Annotated in this window: 14 protein-coding genes; 7 read left to right on the top strand and 7 right to left on the bottom strand. The window is 65.8% G+C overall.

What is annotated here, in order from left to right; genetic code table 11:
• Positions 1-94: 94 nt before the first annotated feature.
• From GGQ80_RS03185 to GGQ80_RS03170, 4 genes are read right to left on the bottom strand one after another with little or no spacing between them, the layout of a single operon-like run.
• On the bottom strand, positions 95-820 hold the full coding sequence (locus GGQ80_RS03185; RefSeq protein WP_183982398.1) for an amino acid ABC transporter ATP-binding protein: 726 nt from the start codon (positions 818-820) through the stop codon (positions 95-97).
• On the bottom strand, positions 817-1470 hold the full coding sequence (locus GGQ80_RS03180; RefSeq protein WP_183982397.1) for an amino acid ABC transporter permease: 654 nt from the start codon (positions 1468-1470) through the stop codon (positions 817-819). The genes GGQ80_RS03185 and GGQ80_RS03180 overlap by 4 nt, the downstream gene beginning before the upstream one ends.
• On the bottom strand, positions 1467-2315 hold the full coding sequence (locus tag GGQ80_RS03175) for a substrate-binding periplasmic protein (protein ID WP_183982396.1): 849 nt from the start codon (positions 2313-2315) through the stop codon (positions 1467-1469). The genes GGQ80_RS03180 and GGQ80_RS03175 overlap by 4 nt, the downstream gene beginning before the upstream one ends.
• A 7-nt stretch (positions 2316-2322) precedes the next feature.
• Positions 2323-3327 (bottom strand): LysR substrate-binding domain-containing protein, encoded by a 1005-nt coding sequence (locus GGQ80_RS03170; RefSeq protein ID WP_183982395.1) that lies wholly within the window; start codon positions 3325-3327, stop codon positions 2323-2325.
• 120 nt (positions 3328-3447) lie between these two features.
• On the opposite strand from GGQ80_RS03170, the gene GGQ80_RS03165 reads away from it, so the two are divergent.
• From GGQ80_RS03165 to GGQ80_RS03155, 3 genes are read left to right on the top strand one after another with little or no spacing between them, the layout of a single operon-like run.
• Positions 3448-5172 (top strand): amidohydrolase, encoded by a 1725-nt coding sequence (locus GGQ80_RS03165; protein ID WP_183982394.1) that lies wholly within the window; start codon positions 3448-3450, stop codon positions 5170-5172.
• A gap of 19 nt (positions 5173-5191) precedes the next feature.
• Positions 5192-6517 carry a 4-aminobutyrate--2-oxoglutarate transaminase gene (gene gabT / locus GGQ80_RS03160; protein WP_183982393.1) on the top strand — a complete coding sequence of 442 codons (1326 nt, stop codon included), beginning with the start codon at positions 5192-5194 and terminating at the stop codon, positions 6515-6517.
• The gene (locus tag GGQ80_RS03155; RefSeq protein WP_343050787.1) at positions 6514-7989 is read left to right on the top strand and encodes an NAD-dependent succinate-semialdehyde dehydrogenase; all 1476 of its coding nucleotides are present in this window, start codon (positions 6514-6516) and stop codon (positions 7987-7989) included. The genes gabT and GGQ80_RS03155 overlap by 4 nt, the downstream gene beginning before the upstream one ends.
• A 43-nt stretch (positions 7990-8032) precedes the next feature.
• Here GGQ80_RS03155 and GGQ80_RS03150 read toward each other — a convergent pair whose 3' ends face one another.
• A complete protein-coding gene (locus tag GGQ80_RS03150) occupies positions 8033-9532 on the bottom strand; it encodes a CoA-acylating methylmalonate-semialdehyde dehydrogenase (protein WP_183982392.1) in 1500 nt (499 codons plus the stop codon).
• Between the two features lie 26 nt (positions 9533-9558).
• Between GGQ80_RS03150 and GGQ80_RS03145 the strand changes: the two genes are divergently transcribed.
• On the top strand, positions 9559-10551 hold the full coding sequence (locus GGQ80_RS03145; RefSeq protein WP_221364131.1) for a LysR family transcriptional regulator: 993 nt from the start codon (positions 9559-9561) through the stop codon (positions 10549-10551).
• Here the strand turns inward: GGQ80_RS03145 and GGQ80_RS03140 are convergent.
• Positions 10497-10982: a hypothetical protein gene (locus GGQ80_RS03140; protein ID WP_183982391.1), complete on the bottom strand. Its 486-nt coding sequence runs from the start codon at positions 10980-10982 to the stop codon at positions 10497-10499. The genes GGQ80_RS03145 and GGQ80_RS03140 overlap by 55 nt on opposite strands.
• 2 nt (positions 10983-10984) lie before the next feature.
• Positions 10985-13444, bottom strand: a complete 2460-nt coding sequence (locus tag GGQ80_RS03135) for a TonB-dependent receptor (RefSeq protein WP_183982390.1) — start codon at positions 13442-13444, stop codon at positions 10985-10987.
• A 724-nt stretch (positions 13445-14168) separates the two neighbouring features.
• Here GGQ80_RS03135 and GGQ80_RS03130 point away from each other — a divergent pair.
• Genes GGQ80_RS03130 through GGQ80_RS03120 form a run of 3 tightly spaced genes read left to right on the top strand, consistent with a single transcriptional unit; the run spans position 14169 to position 16779 of the window.
• Positions 14169-14687, top strand: a complete 519-nt coding sequence (locus GGQ80_RS03130; protein ID WP_183982389.1) for a DUF3489 domain-containing protein — start codon at positions 14169-14171, stop codon at positions 14685-14687.
• An 8-nt stretch (positions 14688-14695) separates the two neighbouring features.
• The gene (locus GGQ80_RS03125; protein ID WP_343050784.1) at positions 14696-15109 is read left to right on the top strand and encodes a DUF2924 domain-containing protein; all 414 of its coding nucleotides are present in this window, start codon (positions 14696-14698) and stop codon (positions 15107-15109) included.
• On the top strand, positions 15106-16779 hold the full coding sequence (locus GGQ80_RS03120; protein WP_183982387.1) for a recombinase family protein: 1674 nt from the start codon (positions 15106-15108) through the stop codon (positions 16777-16779). The genes GGQ80_RS03125 and GGQ80_RS03120 overlap by 4 nt, the downstream gene beginning before the upstream one ends.
• The last annotated feature ends 1 nt before the right edge of the window (position 16780 follow it).

The following is a 16780-nucleotide window of genomic DNA, read 5'->3' as shown; positions in this document are numbered from 1 at the left end:
CTCCTCGCCCCGTGCGGTCGAGTCACGCTGGGGCAGTGGCGGCGGTGACTGAAGTTGCGTTCGCCGGTCTCGCCGGTGTCCGGATGTCACCAGATCAGAGTGGCCGCAGCACCCGGTCGAGGAACAGCCGCGTACGCGGCTCCTGCGGATCGGTCAGCATCGCGCGCGCGGCCCCCTGCTCAACGACCGTGCCTCCGTCCATGAAGATGGCGCGGTCGGCGACCTCTCGGGCGAAGGCGATCTCGTGGGTGACGACGATCATCGTCATTCCCTCTTCCGCCAGCGACCGCATGACCTGCAGCACCTCGCCCACACGCTCGGGGTCGAGCGCGGAAGTGGGCTCGTCGAACAACACCGCCTGCGGCCGCATCGCCAGCGCGCGAGCGATGCCGACGCGCTGCTGCTGGCCGCCCGACAGGCGCATGGGGAATTCGTCGGCGCGATCGCCCATCCCCACGCGCGCGAGCAGGTCGCGGCCTCGCGCCTCTGCCTCGGCGCGCGGTTCTTTCAGAACGTGGACCGGCCCTTCGACGACGTTCTCCAGCACGGTACGATGGGGAAATAGGTTGAAGCGTTGGAACACCATCGCCACCGATCGCCGGATCGCGGGGAGCGTCGCGTCGCCCAGTTCCTGCCCGGCCACCCGGATCGATCCGCTATCCGCTCGCTCCAGCCCGTTGATGCAGCGCAGCACGGTGGACTTGCCCGATCCCGAGGGGCCGATCAGGCACACCACTTCCCCGGCCTCGACCGTGAAGGTGACGCCGCGCAGGACGTGATTGGCACCGAATGCCTTGTGGATGCCCTCGATCGCGATCATCGCGTCGCCATCCGTCGCTCGAGCATCCGAACGCCGGCCGCCAGTGGCAGGCTGGCGGCGAGATAGAGCAAGGCGATCAACACGTAGACCGTGCCATTCTTGAAGGTCGAGATCGCGAGAAGTTGTCCGGCGCGGGTCAGCTCAGCGATGGTGATGGTGGAGGCGATAGAGGAGTCCTTCAGCAGCATGACGGTGGTGTTGCCGAACGGGGGCAGCGCGATGCGAATGCCTAGCGGCAGGACCACGCGCCGCATCGCCAGCCGATCATCCATGCCGAGCGATTTCGCCGCCTCCAGCAGTGCTGGGTCGACGGCCTCGAACCCGGCACGGAAATTTTCCGCCTGATAGACGGAATAGGCAAGGCCAAGCCCGATAACGCCCGCCGCGAAAGGGTAAAGATTGATCCCCGCCTCGGGCAGCACAAAGTAAACGCAAAAGAGCTGAACGATGATCGGGATGCCCCGCACGACGTTGATGATCGTCGCCGCCGCGGCGCGGAGTGGTCCGAAACGTGCCCGCGCCATCGTAGCCCAGACCAGCCCCAACATCACGCTGACCACCAGCGCACACAGGGTCAGCAGGATGGTCGTCCAAAGCCCGCGTAGTAGAACCGGCAAAAACAAGGCCGCGTCCGTCAGGAACTCGTTCATCCGTCCAGTCCCCAATGCGCCCTGATTGTCGCGAGCCGCGTGTCTTTCAAGCGACCGATCGCCTCGTTCACGCGCGCCATCACCGGATCACCCCGACGCATGATGAGGCATAGCGCCTCTTTCCCGGGCGAGACGAATTCCCGTGCGAGGCGCAACCCCTCACGTGGGCGTACCCGCAGTTGATAAGCGAGCACCGGCTCGTCCCCATAGCCGGCGTCGAGCCGCCCATGATCCAGGTCGCGCAATACGTCCGACAGGCTCTCGTACGTGGCAACGTCAGCGACGCCGGCCTCCGTCAACTGATCGGTGAAGCGGGTGCCGACTTGCGCGCCGACGCGCAACCGCTGGACGGCCGCGAGATCCCGGAACGGCCCGGCGTCGCGACGCACCACGAGACCGCCGCCATAATCGTACAGCGGCTCGCTGAAGGCGACGATCTTCTCGCGCTCCGGCGTTCGCAGCATCGCCGCAGCGATCAGATCGATGCGACGGGTGAGCAGCGAGGAGATGAGAGCGGCGAAAGGGGTAATCGCGGTGTCCGCCGGAATCCCCGCCGAAGCCGTCACCGCCATCGCCATATCGATCATCGACCCGGTCAGCGCGTTTGTTGCCGGATCGACGAAGCTGAATGGCACGCCGGTCGGCGACGAACCAATCCGCAACGCCCCCTTTGCTCGCGGCGGCTCGCATCCGCCCAGCGCGGCGCAGGCAACGAGGCCGGCGAGCGCACTGCGCCTCGAGGGTCGCGTCGGAAGCGGAAGCGGTGTCACAAAGCGATCGTGTCCGGTGGATCCGATCGCGCAAAGATGACAAGTGTCCAGATGCCGGTGACTCGCGGTCACCATCGGTCGATCATGCCTGCGCCTCGGCCATCGCCTTCTCCAGCCAGCGGCGGAAGCCCTGGATCACCTGCTCCTGCCAACGATCGCGACGCGCGGTAAAGACATAGCCGCCGAGTGAAACCGGCGGAAATTCCCCGATCTCGACAAGCGACCCGCGCTCTAGATCGTCGGCGACGAGGAGGCGGTTCGTCAGCGCGATGCCCTGCCCTCGCCGCGCCGCTGCCACGGTCATGTGCGCGTGCCACAGCTTCGCGCCGCCCAGCGTGTCGCCCACTTCGACGCCATGCGCGCGGAACCACCGTCGCCATTGGCCCGTATCCGATTCGTGCAGCAGCGGCGCATCGAGCAACGTCGCAGGGCTGTCCACGCTGCCGATGCGGCGACTAAATTCTGGACTTGCCACCGCGATGATCCGCGGTCGCAGGATCTCTACCGATCGCGTATCGGTGTCGAGCGTAGGGGGCGTCTCTCCGTCGATCGTGTAGGAGATGTGTGCGTCTGCCTCGTGCGATGCGAATAGGGGCACGTTGTCGGTCGGCTGCACCTCCAGCTCCACATCCGGATGAAGCGCGCTGAACCCACCTAATCGCTCGATGAGCCATTGCGATGCGATTCCGGGGACGGACCAGACGCGCAGATGGCGATCGTCGTTGCGGTGAGTCAGTTCGGCGCTGGCGGAGGCAAGTTCGCCGAGCGCCGCGCAGATGCGCTGATGGAACCGCTCACCTTCTCGCGTCAGTCCGCCCGATCCGCGATCCGCCAGCGGCACGCCGGCCCATTGTTCCAGCGCGCGCAGATGGCGGCTGACGGCGGCATGATCGAGCGACATCGCGACCGCAGCACGGCGAATACCGCCGTAAGTCCCGATCGCCTCGAACGCGCGGATCGCGGCGAAGGGCGGCAGTGCGCGCCTTTGCGCCGGGGTGAGCCCGGGCCGTGACTGTCTTACCCCCATCGCTGCACGATCCATGATAAGCCGTTGTCGCAGCTTGATGATGAACGCCGGTGTCGTCATGTCAACGCCTCGGCCCCGATCACGGTCCGCGTTGCACGTGTTGACCAAGGGTCACCAGTGGGCTGCAATTTTGCGCCTACCGCTTTCTTGCCCCGCTCGCGACGAAGAAGGCGACGCCCGATGGAGACACCCATGCGACTTTCCACATCCTTTGGTGCGATCGCTTCGGCCCTGCTGTTAAGCGCGACCGGACACGCGCAGACGGCACCCGCCCATGGCGGCGCGGACCTCGTGCTCGTCAATGCGAAGGTCATCACCGTCGATCCGAAGGAACGGATTGCACGATCCGTCGCGATCCTGGGCAATCGCATCGTCGCGGTGGGCGACACCGACGGCTGGGTCGGCCCTGCGACGAAGGTGATCGATCTCAAGGGGCGCGCGCTGCTTCCGGGCTTCATCGACGCCCATTCGCACGTCGAGGGGATGGCGGACGTCCAGGCGCATACGATCGATATCCAGGCACCGCCGCTCAAGGACGGCAAGGCGATTATCGCGCGACTGAAGGAAGCGCAGAAGGCGCTTCCTGCCGGCGCGTGGCTGCGCGGCAACGGCACCTACAATCAGGTGATGCCGACGCGCGCGGAACTCGACGCGGCATTTCCCGACAATCCGGTCCGTCTCGACTGGAGCGCGCACGACAATCTCATCAACCACGCCGCAGCCGTGGCCTTGAAGCTCGACCGCACCTTCCCGGATCCGCCTAAGGGTTCGACCGGACGGCTCGAGCGAAACAAAGACGGCGAAGTCACGATCATCCGCGACTACAAGGTCGACTTCCCTGCCACGCCCTTCCCTTACGCGCAGAAGAAGGAAGCGCTGCGAAACGTCCTGCGCGACTTCTATCTGAATCGGGGCGTCACGACGGTGTCGGACCTTTCCACCGCCGAGGCGTATCGAATGTATCAGGATCTGAGGGACGAGGGCGCGCTGCCAACCCGCGTCCGCATGAACCCATTCATTCGCCAGCCCGAACAGCTCGACGCTCTTCTCACCACCGGCATGCGCACCGGCTTGGGGGACGACACGCTGATGCTGGGCGCGGTGAAGATCATTCTCGATGGTGTGTGGGGAACCACCGCGGCGGTCTATAAGCCGTTCTGGAACGGATCCGGGACGACCTTTACGCCCAACAACACCGGCGGCACCAGCCGCGATCGGGATCAATTGACCCGCGAGATCGTCGCCGCGCATAAGGCTGGTTGGCAGGTGGAGATTCACGCCAACGGCGACCGCGCGCAGGACATGACGCTGGACGCCTACGAAGCCGCGCAGAAAGCCGCTCCCCGTCCCGACGCGCGCGATCGTATCGAGCATTTCGGCCACTTTTTGGTTCAGGATCCGGCCCGCACCGAACAACGCCTGCGCCGGATGGTCGCTGATCGGATCATCCCGTCTGCCCAGGTAGCGTTCCTGTGGCGCCTCACCGACACCAATATCCGGGAACCGGACGTGCAGTTCTTTGCGCTGCGCCGTCTGATCGACCTCGGCCTCCACCCTTCCGGTGGCGTCGACAATGTCGGAACTCAGCCGTTCGCCACCAACCCTCTGTTCTCGATCCAGCGCGCGGTGGCGCGCGACACCAAATACGGCAAGATCGTCCAGCCGGAACAGGCCATCACGGTCATGGAAGCGATAAAGATGTTCACGATCTGGGCGGCGGAGGCGAACTTCCTGGAGAAGTCGCTGGGCAGCATCGAGCCTGGCAAGCTCGCCGACTTCGTCGTGCTCGGGCGCGATCCCCTGACCACGCCCAAGACAAAGCTGTCCGAGATCCCGGTCGAGATGACCATCCTCGACGGCAAGGTCCGCTACGACCGAGCCTTTCCTTCTACCACCGCCCGCTGAACCCCCGGGGAGTCCAGGAATGACGACGAACATTGACCTCGCCGCGCGCCGCAGCGCGGCCGTGCCCCGCGGCGTGGGCTCCTCCACCGCCATCTACGCCGACCGTGCGGAAAATGCCGAACTCTGGGACGTGGAAGGTCGGCGCTTCGTCGACTTCGCGGGCGGGATCGCGGTGCTGAACGTCGGCCACCGCCACCCCGCCGTGATGGCGGCGGTGCGCGCGCAGCTCAACCGCTTCACCCACACCGCCTTCCAGGTCGCACCGTACGAAAGCTATGTCGCTCTCGCCGAGCGCCTGAACGCGATCGCGCCGTTCACCGGCCCGGCGAAGACGATCCTGTTCACCACGGGAGCGGAAGCGACCGAGAATGCCGTGAAGATCGCCCGCGCGGCGACACGGCGGCCCGCCGTAATCGCCTTCGCCGGCGGCTTCCACGGTCGGACGTTGCTGGCCTCCGCGATGACGGGCAAGGTGATGCCGTACAAGCGCGGCTTCGGGCCATTCCCCGGGGACATCCATCACATTCCCTTTCCGATCCCGGGCAAGGGCATCGACACGGCCGACAGTCTGCGCGGGCTCGACATGCTGTTCGCAGCGGACGTGGATCCCATGCAGGTCGCCGCGATCATCATCGAACCGATCCAAGGCGAAGGCGGCTTCAATCCCGCTCCGCCCGACCTGCTGCGCGCACTGCGCGAGCGGTGCGACAAGCACGGCATCCTTTTGATCGCCGACGAAGTGCAGACCGGCTTCGCCCGGACGGGTCGCATGTTCGGGATCGAACACGGCGGCGTGGAGCCGGATCTCATCTGCATTGCCAAATCGATGGCGGGGGGGTTCCCGCTCTCGGGGGTGATCGGCCGCGCGGCGGTGATGGATGCGGTTGATCCGGGCGGGCTGGGCGGCACCTATGGCGGCTCGCCCGTTGCCTGCGCCGCGGCGCTGGCAGTACTGGACGTGATCGAGCAGGAGGGACTCGCCGAACGTGCAGCGGTCATGGGCGGCACCATCCGCGACCGTATCGAGGCCGCCGCCCGGCGCAACGGCAACGTTGCGGTGGCGAATCTGCGTGGCCACGGCGCGATGATCGGCTTCGACATCGTCGATCCCGACACGGACGCTCCGGATGGAGATGGCGCGAAAGCGGTCTGTGCCCGGGCGCTGGAGGCCGGGCTGATCCTGCTGTCGTGCGGAACGCAGGGGGAGACGATCCGCATCCTCGTGCCCCTGACCGTCAGCGATGCCGTTCTGGACGAGGGACTGACCGCACTGGACACCGCGCTGATGCGTGACGCGCCCGCCGCCCCCAAGGAAGGGGTCGGCAGCGAGGCGGCACCAGCGTGAGCGTTGCCGTCACTTCTGTTCCCCTCGCTCGCGCCGACCTTCTGCGGAACGGTAGCTACATCGATGGGCATTGGGTGAACGGATTGGAAACGATTCCGGTCACCAACCCCGCTGACGGGTCACTGGTTGGCATGGTTCCGAACCTTAGAGACGATGCCGCCACTCAGGCCGTCGATGCCGCCGCCAACGCACTGCCGGCATGGCGTGCGCGGACTGGCAAGGAGCGCGCACGAGCGTTGCGACACTGGCACGAAATGATGCTTGCCCATGCCGACGATCTGGCTCGCCTGATGACTGCGGAACAGGGTAAGCCCTTGGCAGAGGCGCAAGGGGAGGTCGTCTACGCCGCCTCGTTCCTGGAATGGTTCGCCGAAGAGGCGAAGCGGGTACGCGGCGAATTGCTGACGCCGCATCTGGCAGACAAACGCCTTGCCGTTCTGCGTCAGCCGGTCGGCGTCGTCGGCGCGGTGACGCCGTGGAACTTTCCCCTGGCGATGATCACCCGCAAAGTAGGGCCGGCACTCGCCGCAGGCTGTACGGTTGTGCTCAAGCCATCGGAGCTGACCCCGCTGTCCGCGCTGGCGCTTGCCGTGTTGGGGGAAGAGGCCGGAATTCCCGCCGGCGTGTTCAACGTCGTGACCGGCGACGCGGCCGCGATCGGTGCGGTGCTGACCGGCGATCCGCGGGTCGCAAAATTCACCTTCACCGGCTCTACTGCGGTAGGCAAGATGCTGGCGGCGGCCTGCATGGGGACGGTCAAGCGCGTGTCGCTCGAGCTGGGCGGAAACGCGCCTTTCATCGTGTTCGACGACGCCGATCTGGATGCCGCGGTGGAGGGCGCCATCGCATCCAAGTTTCGCAATACGGGCCAGACCTGCGTCTGCGCCAACCGCTTGCTGGTGCAGTCCGGCATCTACGATCGCTTCGCGCACGCGTTGGCCGACCGCGTGAAGGCGATGGTGGTTGGCGCTGGCCTCGAAGGCCGTACCGATCAGGGGCCGTTGATCGATGCACGCGCGGTGGCGAAATCGCGCGCGCACGTCGACGATGCGGTTGCTCGCGGCGCTGAGGTCCTGACCGGAGGCAGCGCGCTCGATCGCCCCGGGCATTTCTTCGCCCCTACCGTACTTCGCGACGTGAGGGCGGACGCCCTGCTGTGTCGCGAGGAAACCTTCGGCCCCGTGGCGGGCCTGGTACGCTTCGAAACCGAAGCGGAGGCGCTGGGGATCGCCAACGGCACCCGCGCCGGGCTTGCCGCCTATTTCTTCACCAGCAATGCCGATCGCAGCGTGCGGATGGCGGAAGCGCTCGAATATGGGATGGTAGGCCAGAATACCGGGCTGATTTCGACCGAGGTGGCGCCGTTCGGCGGCATCAAGGATTCGGGGTTGGGCCGGGAAGGATCGCACCTGGGGATGGACGACTATCTCCACCACAAGCTGGTCTGCGCGCATGTGCGCGCCGCCGCCTGAGCGGCGGAAGCGGGGGAGCAACACGGCGCTCCCCCGCCCTCGGTCACTCCATCGTCGGAATGACGAAGCTGCTCTGCGCCGCGCTGTCGTCCGACGGCCAGCGCTGGGTCACCGTTTTGGTGCGCGTGTAGAAGCGGATGCCATCGACGCCATATTGATTGAGGTCACCGAAGCCCGAACGCTTCCATCCGCCGAAGCTGTGGTAGGATACCGGCACCGGGATCGGCACGTTGATCCCCACCATGCCCGCCTCGACCCGAGCGGCGAACTCGCGCGCGGCGGCGCCGCTGCGCGTGAAGATCGCTGCGCCGTTACCATATTGGTGGCGCGTCGCATGGCCGATCGCCTCTTCCAACGTATCGGCGCGCAGGATCTGAAGCACGGGGCCGAAGATCTCCTCGACATAGCTGCGATGGTGGGGCCGGACGTGATCGATCAACGTCGGGCCCATGAAGAAGCCCTGCTCGTAACCCTGAAGCGCGAAGCCGCGCCCATCGACGACGAGCTCCGCCCCCTCCTCGGCCGCCACAGCGATATACGCCTCCACGCGTTCGCGATGCGCGGCGGTGACGAGCGGACCATAGTCTGCGTCCGGGTCGTTCGACGTACCGACACGCAGGCCGGCGATTTCGCGGACCAGCGCGCTGCGCACCGCCTCCGCCGTCGCCGCGCCGACCGGCACCACCACGGGAAGCGCCATGCAGCGCTCCCCGGCAGATCCGTAAGCGGCGCCCAGAATGTCCGCGACCGCCTGGTCCACGTCGGCATCCGGCATGACGATGCCATGGTTCTTGGCGCCGCCCATGCACTGCATCCGCTTGCCCGCCGCGGCGCCGCGCCCATAGACGTAATTGGCGACATCGGAGGATCCGACGAAGCTCACCGCTTTGATATCGCGGTGGTCGCAGATGGCATCGACGATCGTCTTGTCACCCTGCACCACGTTCAGCACGCCGCGCGGCAGTCCCGCCTCGATCGCCAGCTCGGCGAGCCGGATCGGCACCGACGGGTCCCGCTCGGACGGCTTCAGGATAAAGGCATTGCCACAGGCGATCGCCGGCGCAAGCATCCACAGCGGGATCATCGCAGGGAAGTTGAAGGGCGTGATGCCCGCAACGACGCCCAGCGGCTGCTTCATCGAATAGACGTCGATCCCGGGCCCGGCGCCTTCGGTATACTCTCCCTTCAGCAGATGCGGGATGCCGCAGGCGAACTCCACAACGTCCAGGCCGCGCTGGATGTCACCCCGAGCGTCCGAGAGCACCTTGCCATGTTCGCGCGAGAGCATCGCGGCGAGCGCGTCCATTTCGCGCTCGATAAGCTCCTTGAACCGGAACAGCACGCGAGCGCGACGTTGCGGATTCGTCGCCGCCCAGTCACGCTGCGCCGCCGCCGCGACCGCCACTGCCTGGTCGAGTTCCCGAGGGGTAGACATGGCGACCTGCGCCTGAACCTCGCCGGTATCGGGTGCAAAAACGTCGCCGAGGCGTCCGGCCCCGCCGTTCCGGTGCTGACCGTCGATGAAATTGCCGATGACGCGCATGGCCGATCCTCCGTCTGTGTGGGCGGATGGGTACGGCGCGCGGCAGCGACCGGAAATGGGCAGGATCGCAGGACGGCGCTGCGCTGATGCCGGTGCCGGATTGGGATGATCTACGGCTCTTTCTGGCGGTCGGGCGCGCCGGCGGACTCAGCCGCGCCGCACGGCACCTCCGCGTGGATCAGACGACAGTCGCCAGGCGCCTGGCGGCGCTGGAGGAGACGCTGGCGATCCGTCTTGCGAACCGCACGCCGCGGGGCATTCAGCTGACGGATGCCGGCCAGGCGCTGCTGGCGCGAGCGGAGCGGATCGAGGTTCAGGTGCTGGCGGCGCAGGCCGAAGCGAGCGCGGGCGACACGATGGTGCGGGGCACGGTCAGGATCGCGACGCCGGAGACGCTCGGCACCCATATCATCGCGCCCAACGCCGCCGCCCTCCGCGACGCACATCCGCATCTTCGCTTAGAACTGGTGCCCGAATCGCGCGACGTCCGGCTGGCGAACCGCGACGCGGACATCGCCATCACCTTGCGCCTGCCGGACCATGGCCCACTCCACGCGCGCCGGCTCGCGGACTATGACCTCGGCCTATACGCGGCACCGTCCTATTTGTCGGCCTGGGGCACGCCGCGCACGATCGGCGATCTCGCGTCGCATAGGATGGTGGGCTATATCGAGGATCTGGTCGATCTTCCGCAACTGCGCGTCGAGGGGCCTGTCGCGCCCGTGATCTTCCGGTCCACGTCCAGCGCGGCACAATATGCCGCGGTGGTGGGCGGCACGGGGCTGGGATGGCTGCACAGCTATGTGGCGGCCGAAGACCCCCGGCTGGTACGCGTGCTGGCATCGGCGGCGGAGAAGCGGAGCTATTGGCTGTCGGTCCACCGCGACCAGCGCGCGATGCCCGCAGTTCGGGCGGTGATCGACTTCCTCGACGATCTCGCGCGTCGGCTACTGCCCGGCGAAGCTCAGACAGTGCGCCTAAACACCAGGATCGACAGCACGGCGCCGGACGGATCGTAGAGCAGGCTGAGCAGGGTTTTGCCATCGATCGAGACGCGATGCTCGATGATGCGCCGGATCCCCACGTCCGGCGTCATTTCCGTGATCGTGCGCCCAGAGGGCAGACGACGGATGCGGGCACGTCCGACGACGTTCCCGGCCAGTGACATCAGCGGCACCTCGGGCCCATCCACCGTGGCTGCGAACCGGGCACCCGTCACCTTGCCCTGGAAACGGACAGTGGCGGAGTAGGTGACGTTCGTCTCATCGCCACCGATCACGACGGTCTCACCGATGACGCGTTCGTGGGCCGACGCTCCCGCGTCGAGTTCCCACGTTCCTCTGACCTCGGGGGCGGCAGCCGTTTGCGCAGGCCTTGTCTCCGCCTGCACCGGCGCAGCAAGCGTCGGCGCCGCAATCGCGATTAACGCCACCCAGCGTGCGCTCGCCACGGTCAGTACCGCGCGATCAGTTGGAGCCCGATTGTCCGCGGGCGGGCCGCGGCGCCGCGCCAGAGCGGGCCACGGACGTAAGTTGGAGCATTCACGAGGTATCCGTTGTCGTTCAACACATTCTCGGCATAGACCGAAACGTTGACCTGCCCGACGTCCACTCCTGCACGCAGATCCAAACTTCGGAAATCATTGGGATAGATGCGCGTCGGATCGTAGGTCGTCGCGGTCGGCTCCTGAAACAGGAACAACCCCTTGTTGACCGATTTGAGATTGTACTGAGCGCGGACGAAGGCTTCCTGCCGCCCCACGTGGAAACGATATTCGACGTTGCTGTTGACGGTCCAGGGGGTGGCGCCAAGCGTCTGATCGGCGAGCACCTGCGGCGCCGTCCCGATGAGGATCGTCTGGTCGTACTTGGCGTCGACATAGCCTACCCCGAACCCCACGGTCAGGCTGCGCGAAGGGCGAAGCGTCAAGTTGAGGTCAAAGCCCTTGCTGGTCGCTTCCGCCGTGTTCTGCACCAACGCGAACAGGCATTGCAGTCGAAGCTGCTGCTGGATGTTCTGCCACTGCACGTAATAGGCACTGGCCTCGTAGGACAAGGTTCCGCCCAGTACCCTCCCCTTCGACCCGATTTCGTAGCTCTTAGTCTTGTCCGGAGAGAAGTCGCGGGCGTTGAGGCCGAGCTGCTGCGCCTCCGCCTGGCAGACATCGGGGAGCGCCCTGTTCACGCCGCCGGTGCGGAAACCCTCCGAGTAGGTCGCATAGTAGAGCGTGTCCCGCGTCGCCTGGAACGACAGGCTTGCCTTGGGCAGGAAGGGATGCGAGCGTTGCTGGCCCTGATAGCGGGAGATGCCGAGCGGCGGATAGGACACGCCGCGCTCGGTAACGTCGAAGTCCAGCTTGTTGCGTGAATAGCGTCCCCCGATGGTGGCGGTCAGACGGTTCGTCACGCGGAAATCGACGTTGGCAAAAGCGGCGATTTCCTGCTCGGTTGTGTATTCGTTGCCGAAATAGATCGCATCGCCGACGCGAGGGGGGATCCCCGCCTGCTCCGGCGTGCGACCGAAGCGGTACAGATAGAGCGCTGAATAGGTCGGCAGCGTGATCGGCAGCGACGTTTCCACCGAGCTGCGCGAGTAATAGAGGCCGGCGGTATAGCGGATCAAGGCGTCGCTTTCGCCACCCGATATACGCAGCTCCTGTGCGAACAAGCGCTGGTGAGTGTCCGGGTTCTGCGTGCCGATCGTGCGCGGAACGGTTGGCGTGATCGGGAAAAGATAGGCGTTGCCGAAGTAATTGCGCGCGTTGATGTACGTCGCGTCGTTGAGGTCGGTGACGTGCCGCCGGAACAGCGACGTCACGGATGTAACCGACGTTGAACCCCACTCGCCGACGACTTTCAGCGACGGTAGGACGAATCGATCCGTGCTCGGTTGAGCGACAGGCGAATAGCTCAGGAATTTGCCATTCTGCGGGTCCGACGCGCCAAGCGGACAGGGGTTCAGAGTGCCGGTGCTGCCAGGAGACCCGGTCGACGCGGGACACCGCGTCCACAAGTCGGCACGGTCGTCGAACTTCAGCTCTTGATAGGTGACGCTGGGCGCGATCGATAGCCAATCCGTCGGCCGGAACAGCAGCGAGCCCCGCGCGACAAATGTCTGGTCGCTGTTGGCGTTCTCTTTGCGATCGTTAGGGTCGAGCCAGCTCTGACGGTCGATCCAGCCGGCATTGTACCTGCGGTAGACGCTCGCCCTAAAGCCGAGCACGTCGTTGACGATCGGACCGCCAAGGGCAGCACCCGCCTCATAGCCGGTGCCCCCACCATCCACGACGTTCACCGCGGCGCGGCCGTAGGCGCTGTATTGCGTAAGGCTGGGCGTCGGCGTGATGAAGCGCACCGCGCCGCCCTGGGCGCTGGCGCCGAACAGCGTCCCCTGCGGCCCGCGCAGCACTTCGACGCGTTCGACATCAAAGATGAAAGGGATAGTCGTGCCGTTGTAATTCAGTGAAGAGTTGCGGGTCTGGATCGGCGTGTCGTCGATGTAGATGGCGGAGGTCGCCGCACCGGCGTTGGAATCGATGCCGCGGATGATGAAGCGTGTCTGACTGCCCGACCCGCCGGCTCCCCGGCTGATATCCAATCCTGGCGTCTGCGCAACCACGTCACGAATGTCGCGAATACCGCGGGAGTCCATATTCTCCTGCGAGAAGGCCGTGATAGAAATTGGAACCTTGGAAAGCGATTCCGACCGCTTGGTTGCGGTGACGATGATGTCGTCGCTGGTCGCGGGTTCGGTAACGCGGCCCGGCACCTGATCTTGGGAGGCATCCTGCTGCTGCGCTTGCGGGGTCATCTGCGCCGCGTCCTGCGCAACTGCCGCCGACGCCCAGCAGAGCACGATGAGTGATACACTCGACGCCGCGAGAACGCGCCTTGATCCGAGGTTCACCGTCATTGCCATTCTCCCCTGTGTCGACCGACTCTCGCCATCCCGACCGTGCTGCGTGGATCCCGCTCCACAGGAGGAAGTCTGAGGTGGGCTCGTCGAGCGTTAAAGTTGCGAAATGGCAAGGGCGCGGTGACCTGGCGTCACCAATGTCATCCGGAGTACCTTAATCATGCTGAAGGTTTACGTCTGCGGGCGCTTGGAGAGCCAAGTATGGTCGCCCCTTGGCTAGAGGCACCGGGCAGGCAGCGTCTCCCTGTCTTGAGGCATCGAACCCCCTTACTCGCCGACTGGCTGGGCAGCAGCGTTTGATAGCTGACCGCCCCCTGGCGGAGGGAGCGCTTTCCTCCAACGGTAGGTATAATAGTCCCAGTGCCCCCGCCGCTTGCGCGACCATCCTCTCTCTCGCGATCGCCGTCTGAAAGCGGACTGGCGATTTTCCATCACGATTAGCCCTACGATCGTCTCTGTATGTGGAACATTGCGACCGGCGAAAGTGCGTGACCGGCCACCGCCACAATGACCGGCAATCGCCGAACCGCCGATTAGCCGTCGAATATTCAACCTCTCCGCTCTTCCGCTGCACATTCCATTCGACTTGGCCGCGCACCAGAGCGACAGCGGATGCACACGGACGCGAGATCGAGTCGCCCCGCTGCCCCAGGTGATCCGCTCACCGGGGCTGTGGCCGGTGGGAGCAGCAACAGGGCTGTCTCCCGCCGGAGACACCACCATGATCACCCTCACCGATACCCAGCGCATCCTCCTCAGCGCCGCTTCCCAGCGCAAGAGCGGCAGCATCCGTCCTACCCACGGCAGCCTCAAGCCCGGCGGCGGAGCGGCCAAGTCCATCGTCTCGCTGATCCGCCACGGGCTGGTCGAGGAGCGAGAGACGATTGACCAGGCCGAGGTCAACCGCACGGACGGCGATGTCCGCTACGGCGCCTACATCACCGCCGCTGGCCTCGCCGCGATCGGCATCGACGAGGAGGGTGAGGCCCTGCCCGGGCACACGCCAGTTTCGCTGCCCGAGATCGTCGACGTCGAGAAGGCGCCCACTAAGATCGCCCAGGTGCTGGAGCTGCTGGCACAGCCCGATGGTGTGCTGCTGCCCGACCTCATGGAGGCGACCGGCTGGCTACCGCACACCATCCGCGCCGCGATCACCGGCTTGCGCAAGAAGCGCCACTCCATCCAACGGATCAAATGCGACGGCGTCACCGGCTATCGCCTGCTGAGTGCAGCACAATGACCGCCGGCGTGAGCACTTCCGCCGCGATAGCTGAGCTGGAGACACTGGCTTCGCCCGCGCTACGCGCCCGTTGGACAGCGCTGGTCGGCGGCCCCGCTCCCCAGGTCAGCCCCAAGATGCTGCGCCTCGCCCTTGCCTGGGAGATCCAGGCAAGGGCAACCGGCGGCCTGTCCCGCGCCACGACGCGGACACTCGATCAGCTCGGCCGGGGTGAGACGCGAACGAGCGCTGCGACGGCAGGCATGCGGCTGGTTCGCGAGTGGCAGGGCCAGATCCATGTCGTCACCGTCGGCGAGGACGGTGTCATCCGCTGGGACAACCGCGAGTGGCGCTCGCTGTCGGAGGTTGCCCGTGCGATAACCGGCACCCGCTGGTCGGGGCCCGCCTTCTTCGGCCTGAAGAAAAAGGCGGCCGCCGCATGAAGCCGGTTCGCTGCGCCATTTACACCAGGAAGTCGTCGGACGAGGGCTTGGAGCAGAGCTTCAACAGCCTCGATGCGCAACGCGAAGCGTGCGGCGCCTACATCCTCAGCCAGGCCAGCGAAGGCTGGATCGCGCTGCCCGAGGTGTATGACGACGGCGGCCTGTCAGGCGGAACGCTGGAGCGGCCTGCGCTCAAGCGTCTGCTCGCCGAGGTGGCGGCAGGCCGCGTCGACATCATCGTCGTCTACAAGGTCGACCGGCTGACGCGCTCGCTGTTCGACTTTGCCAAGCTGGTCGAGACGTTCGATGCGGCAGGCACCAGCTTCGTGTCAGTGACTCAGTCGTTCAACACGACGACCAGCATGGGACGCCTGACGCTCAACATGCTGTTGTCATTCGCCCAGTTCGAGCGCGAGGTCACCGCCGAGCGCATCCGCGACAAGATCGCCGCGTCCAAAGCGCGGGGCATGTGGATGGGCGGCACTCCGCCGCTCGGGTATGAACCGAACGACCGCACCCTCACCATCGTCGAGGAACATGCCGCGCTCATTCGCCACATCTTCACTCGCTACCTCGCACTCGGCAGCGTGCGGCGGCTGCAAGAGGAGCTGGCAGCGGAGAGGACTACCATCCCCTCCCGCGTCAGCATCAGCGGTAAGCCGCTGGGCGGCGGGGCTTTCACGCGCGGCCAGCTCTACGCCATCCTCAAGAACGTGATCTACCAGGGTAAGATTGGACACAAGGACAAGATCTACTCCGGTCTTCACGAGCCGATCATCGACGAGGACACGTTCGCGGCGACGCAGGCGATGCTCGCTGACCATCTCCAGGGTCACCGCAGCCGTGCGGCCGCAGCCGAGACAAGCCCGCTCGCCGGTAGAATCGTCGATGACGCCGGCGAACCGCTGGTCGCCAATCATGCGTGCAAGGGCAAGGTGCGACACCGCTATTATGTCAGCCGCGCGCTTCAGCACGCGACCGCGACCACAGGCCTCCGCGTGCCCGCGCGTGAGATCGAAAGACTTGTCGCTGACGCCGTAGCAGATCTGTTCACAAAGCCGTTCGAGCTTGCGGCGGCAGCGTCGCTCGATCTCCCGGTTCACCAAGTCGAAGCGTTTCACGCCCGTGCCGCGGCCATGGCCGCCACGGTCACCGAGCGGCGCTCGCCAATCCTGACTGGCATTATCAACGAGGTGAAGGTGGGCGACCGAGCCGTGACCCTCACGTGTGAAACGGCGGCGCTGGCAGATGCCCTTCAGATTGCGCAGCACGCCGATGCTCCGGCCACCATCGAGATCAGCTGTCCGGCTCGGCTGATCCGCTCAGGACGCGCGCTCCGGTTGGTCCAGGACAACGGCGCGGTCGCGCAAGCTACACCTGACAAAGCGCTGGTCCGGCTGCTCGTCCAGGCGCGTCGCTGGTGGACGATCCTGAGGGCCGGCGACATCAGCATCAGCCAGCTCGCCGGTCGGGAAGGAGTAACCAGCTCCTATATCAGCCGGGTCGTCCGCCTGGCCTTTCTCGCGCCTAGCGTCACCGACGCCATCCTCGCGGGGCGGCAGCGCGCCGGTGTGACGGCTGCCAGTCTCACCCTGGAAGGTGAATGGCCCTCCGACTGGAACGCTCAGGCGGTGAGCTTCTTGCCGGCTAAGCCTCGCTTAACATCGTGAT

This window comes from Sphingomonas jinjuensis (assembly GCF_014197105.1).
In the GTDB taxonomy this organism is placed as follows: Bacteria; Pseudomonadota; Alphaproteobacteria; order Sphingomonadales; family Sphingomonadaceae; genus Sphingomonas; species Sphingomonas jinjuensis.
The sequence above is the reverse complement of the archived record's forward strand: the minus strand, read 5'-3'. Positions and strand labels throughout refer to the sequence as shown.

Excerpts from the sequence above, each read along its gene's own strand:
- GGQ80_RS03185 (WP_183982398.1), bottom strand. The coding sequence starts at position 820 with ATGATCGCGATCGAGGGCATCCACAAGGCATTCGGTGCCAATCACGTC.
- GGQ80_RS03180 (WP_183982397.1), bottom strand. The coding sequence starts at position 1,470 with ATGAACGAGTTCCTGACGGACGCGGCCTTGTTTTTGCCGGTTCTACTA.
- GGQ80_RS03175 (WP_183982396.1), bottom strand. The coding sequence starts at position 2,315 with ATGGTGACCGCGAGTCACCGGCATCTGGACACTTGTCATCTTTGCGCG.
- GGQ80_RS03170 (WP_183982395.1), bottom strand. The coding sequence starts at position 3,327 with ATGACGACACCGGCGTTCATCATCAAGCTGCGACAACGGCTTATCATG.
- GGQ80_RS03165 (WP_183982394.1), top strand. The coding sequence starts at position 3,448 with ATGGAGACACCCATGCGACTTTCCACATCCTTTGGTGCGATCGCTTCG.
- gabT (WP_183982393.1), top strand. The coding sequence starts at position 5,192 with ATGACGACGAACATTGACCTCGCCGCGCGCCGCAGCGCGGCCGTGCCC.
- GGQ80_RS03150 (WP_183982392.1), bottom strand. The coding sequence starts at position 9,532 with ATGCGCGTCATCGGCAATTTCATCGACGGTCAGCACCGGAACGGCGGG.
- GGQ80_RS03145 (WP_221364131.1), top strand. The coding sequence starts at position 9,559 with ATGGGTACGGCGCGCGGCAGCGACCGGAAATGGGCAGGATCGCAGGAC.
- GGQ80_RS03135 (WP_183982390.1), bottom strand. The coding sequence starts at position 13,444 with ATGACGGTGAACCTCGGATCAAGGCGCGTTCTCGCGGCGTCGAGTGTA.
- GGQ80_RS03130 (WP_183982389.1), top strand. The coding sequence starts at position 14,169 with ATGATCACCCTCACCGATACCCAGCGCATCCTCCTCAGCGCCGCTTCC.
- GGQ80_RS03120 (WP_183982387.1), top strand. The coding sequence starts at position 15,106 with ATGAAGCCGGTTCGCTGCGCCATTTACACCAGGAAGTCGTCGGACGAG.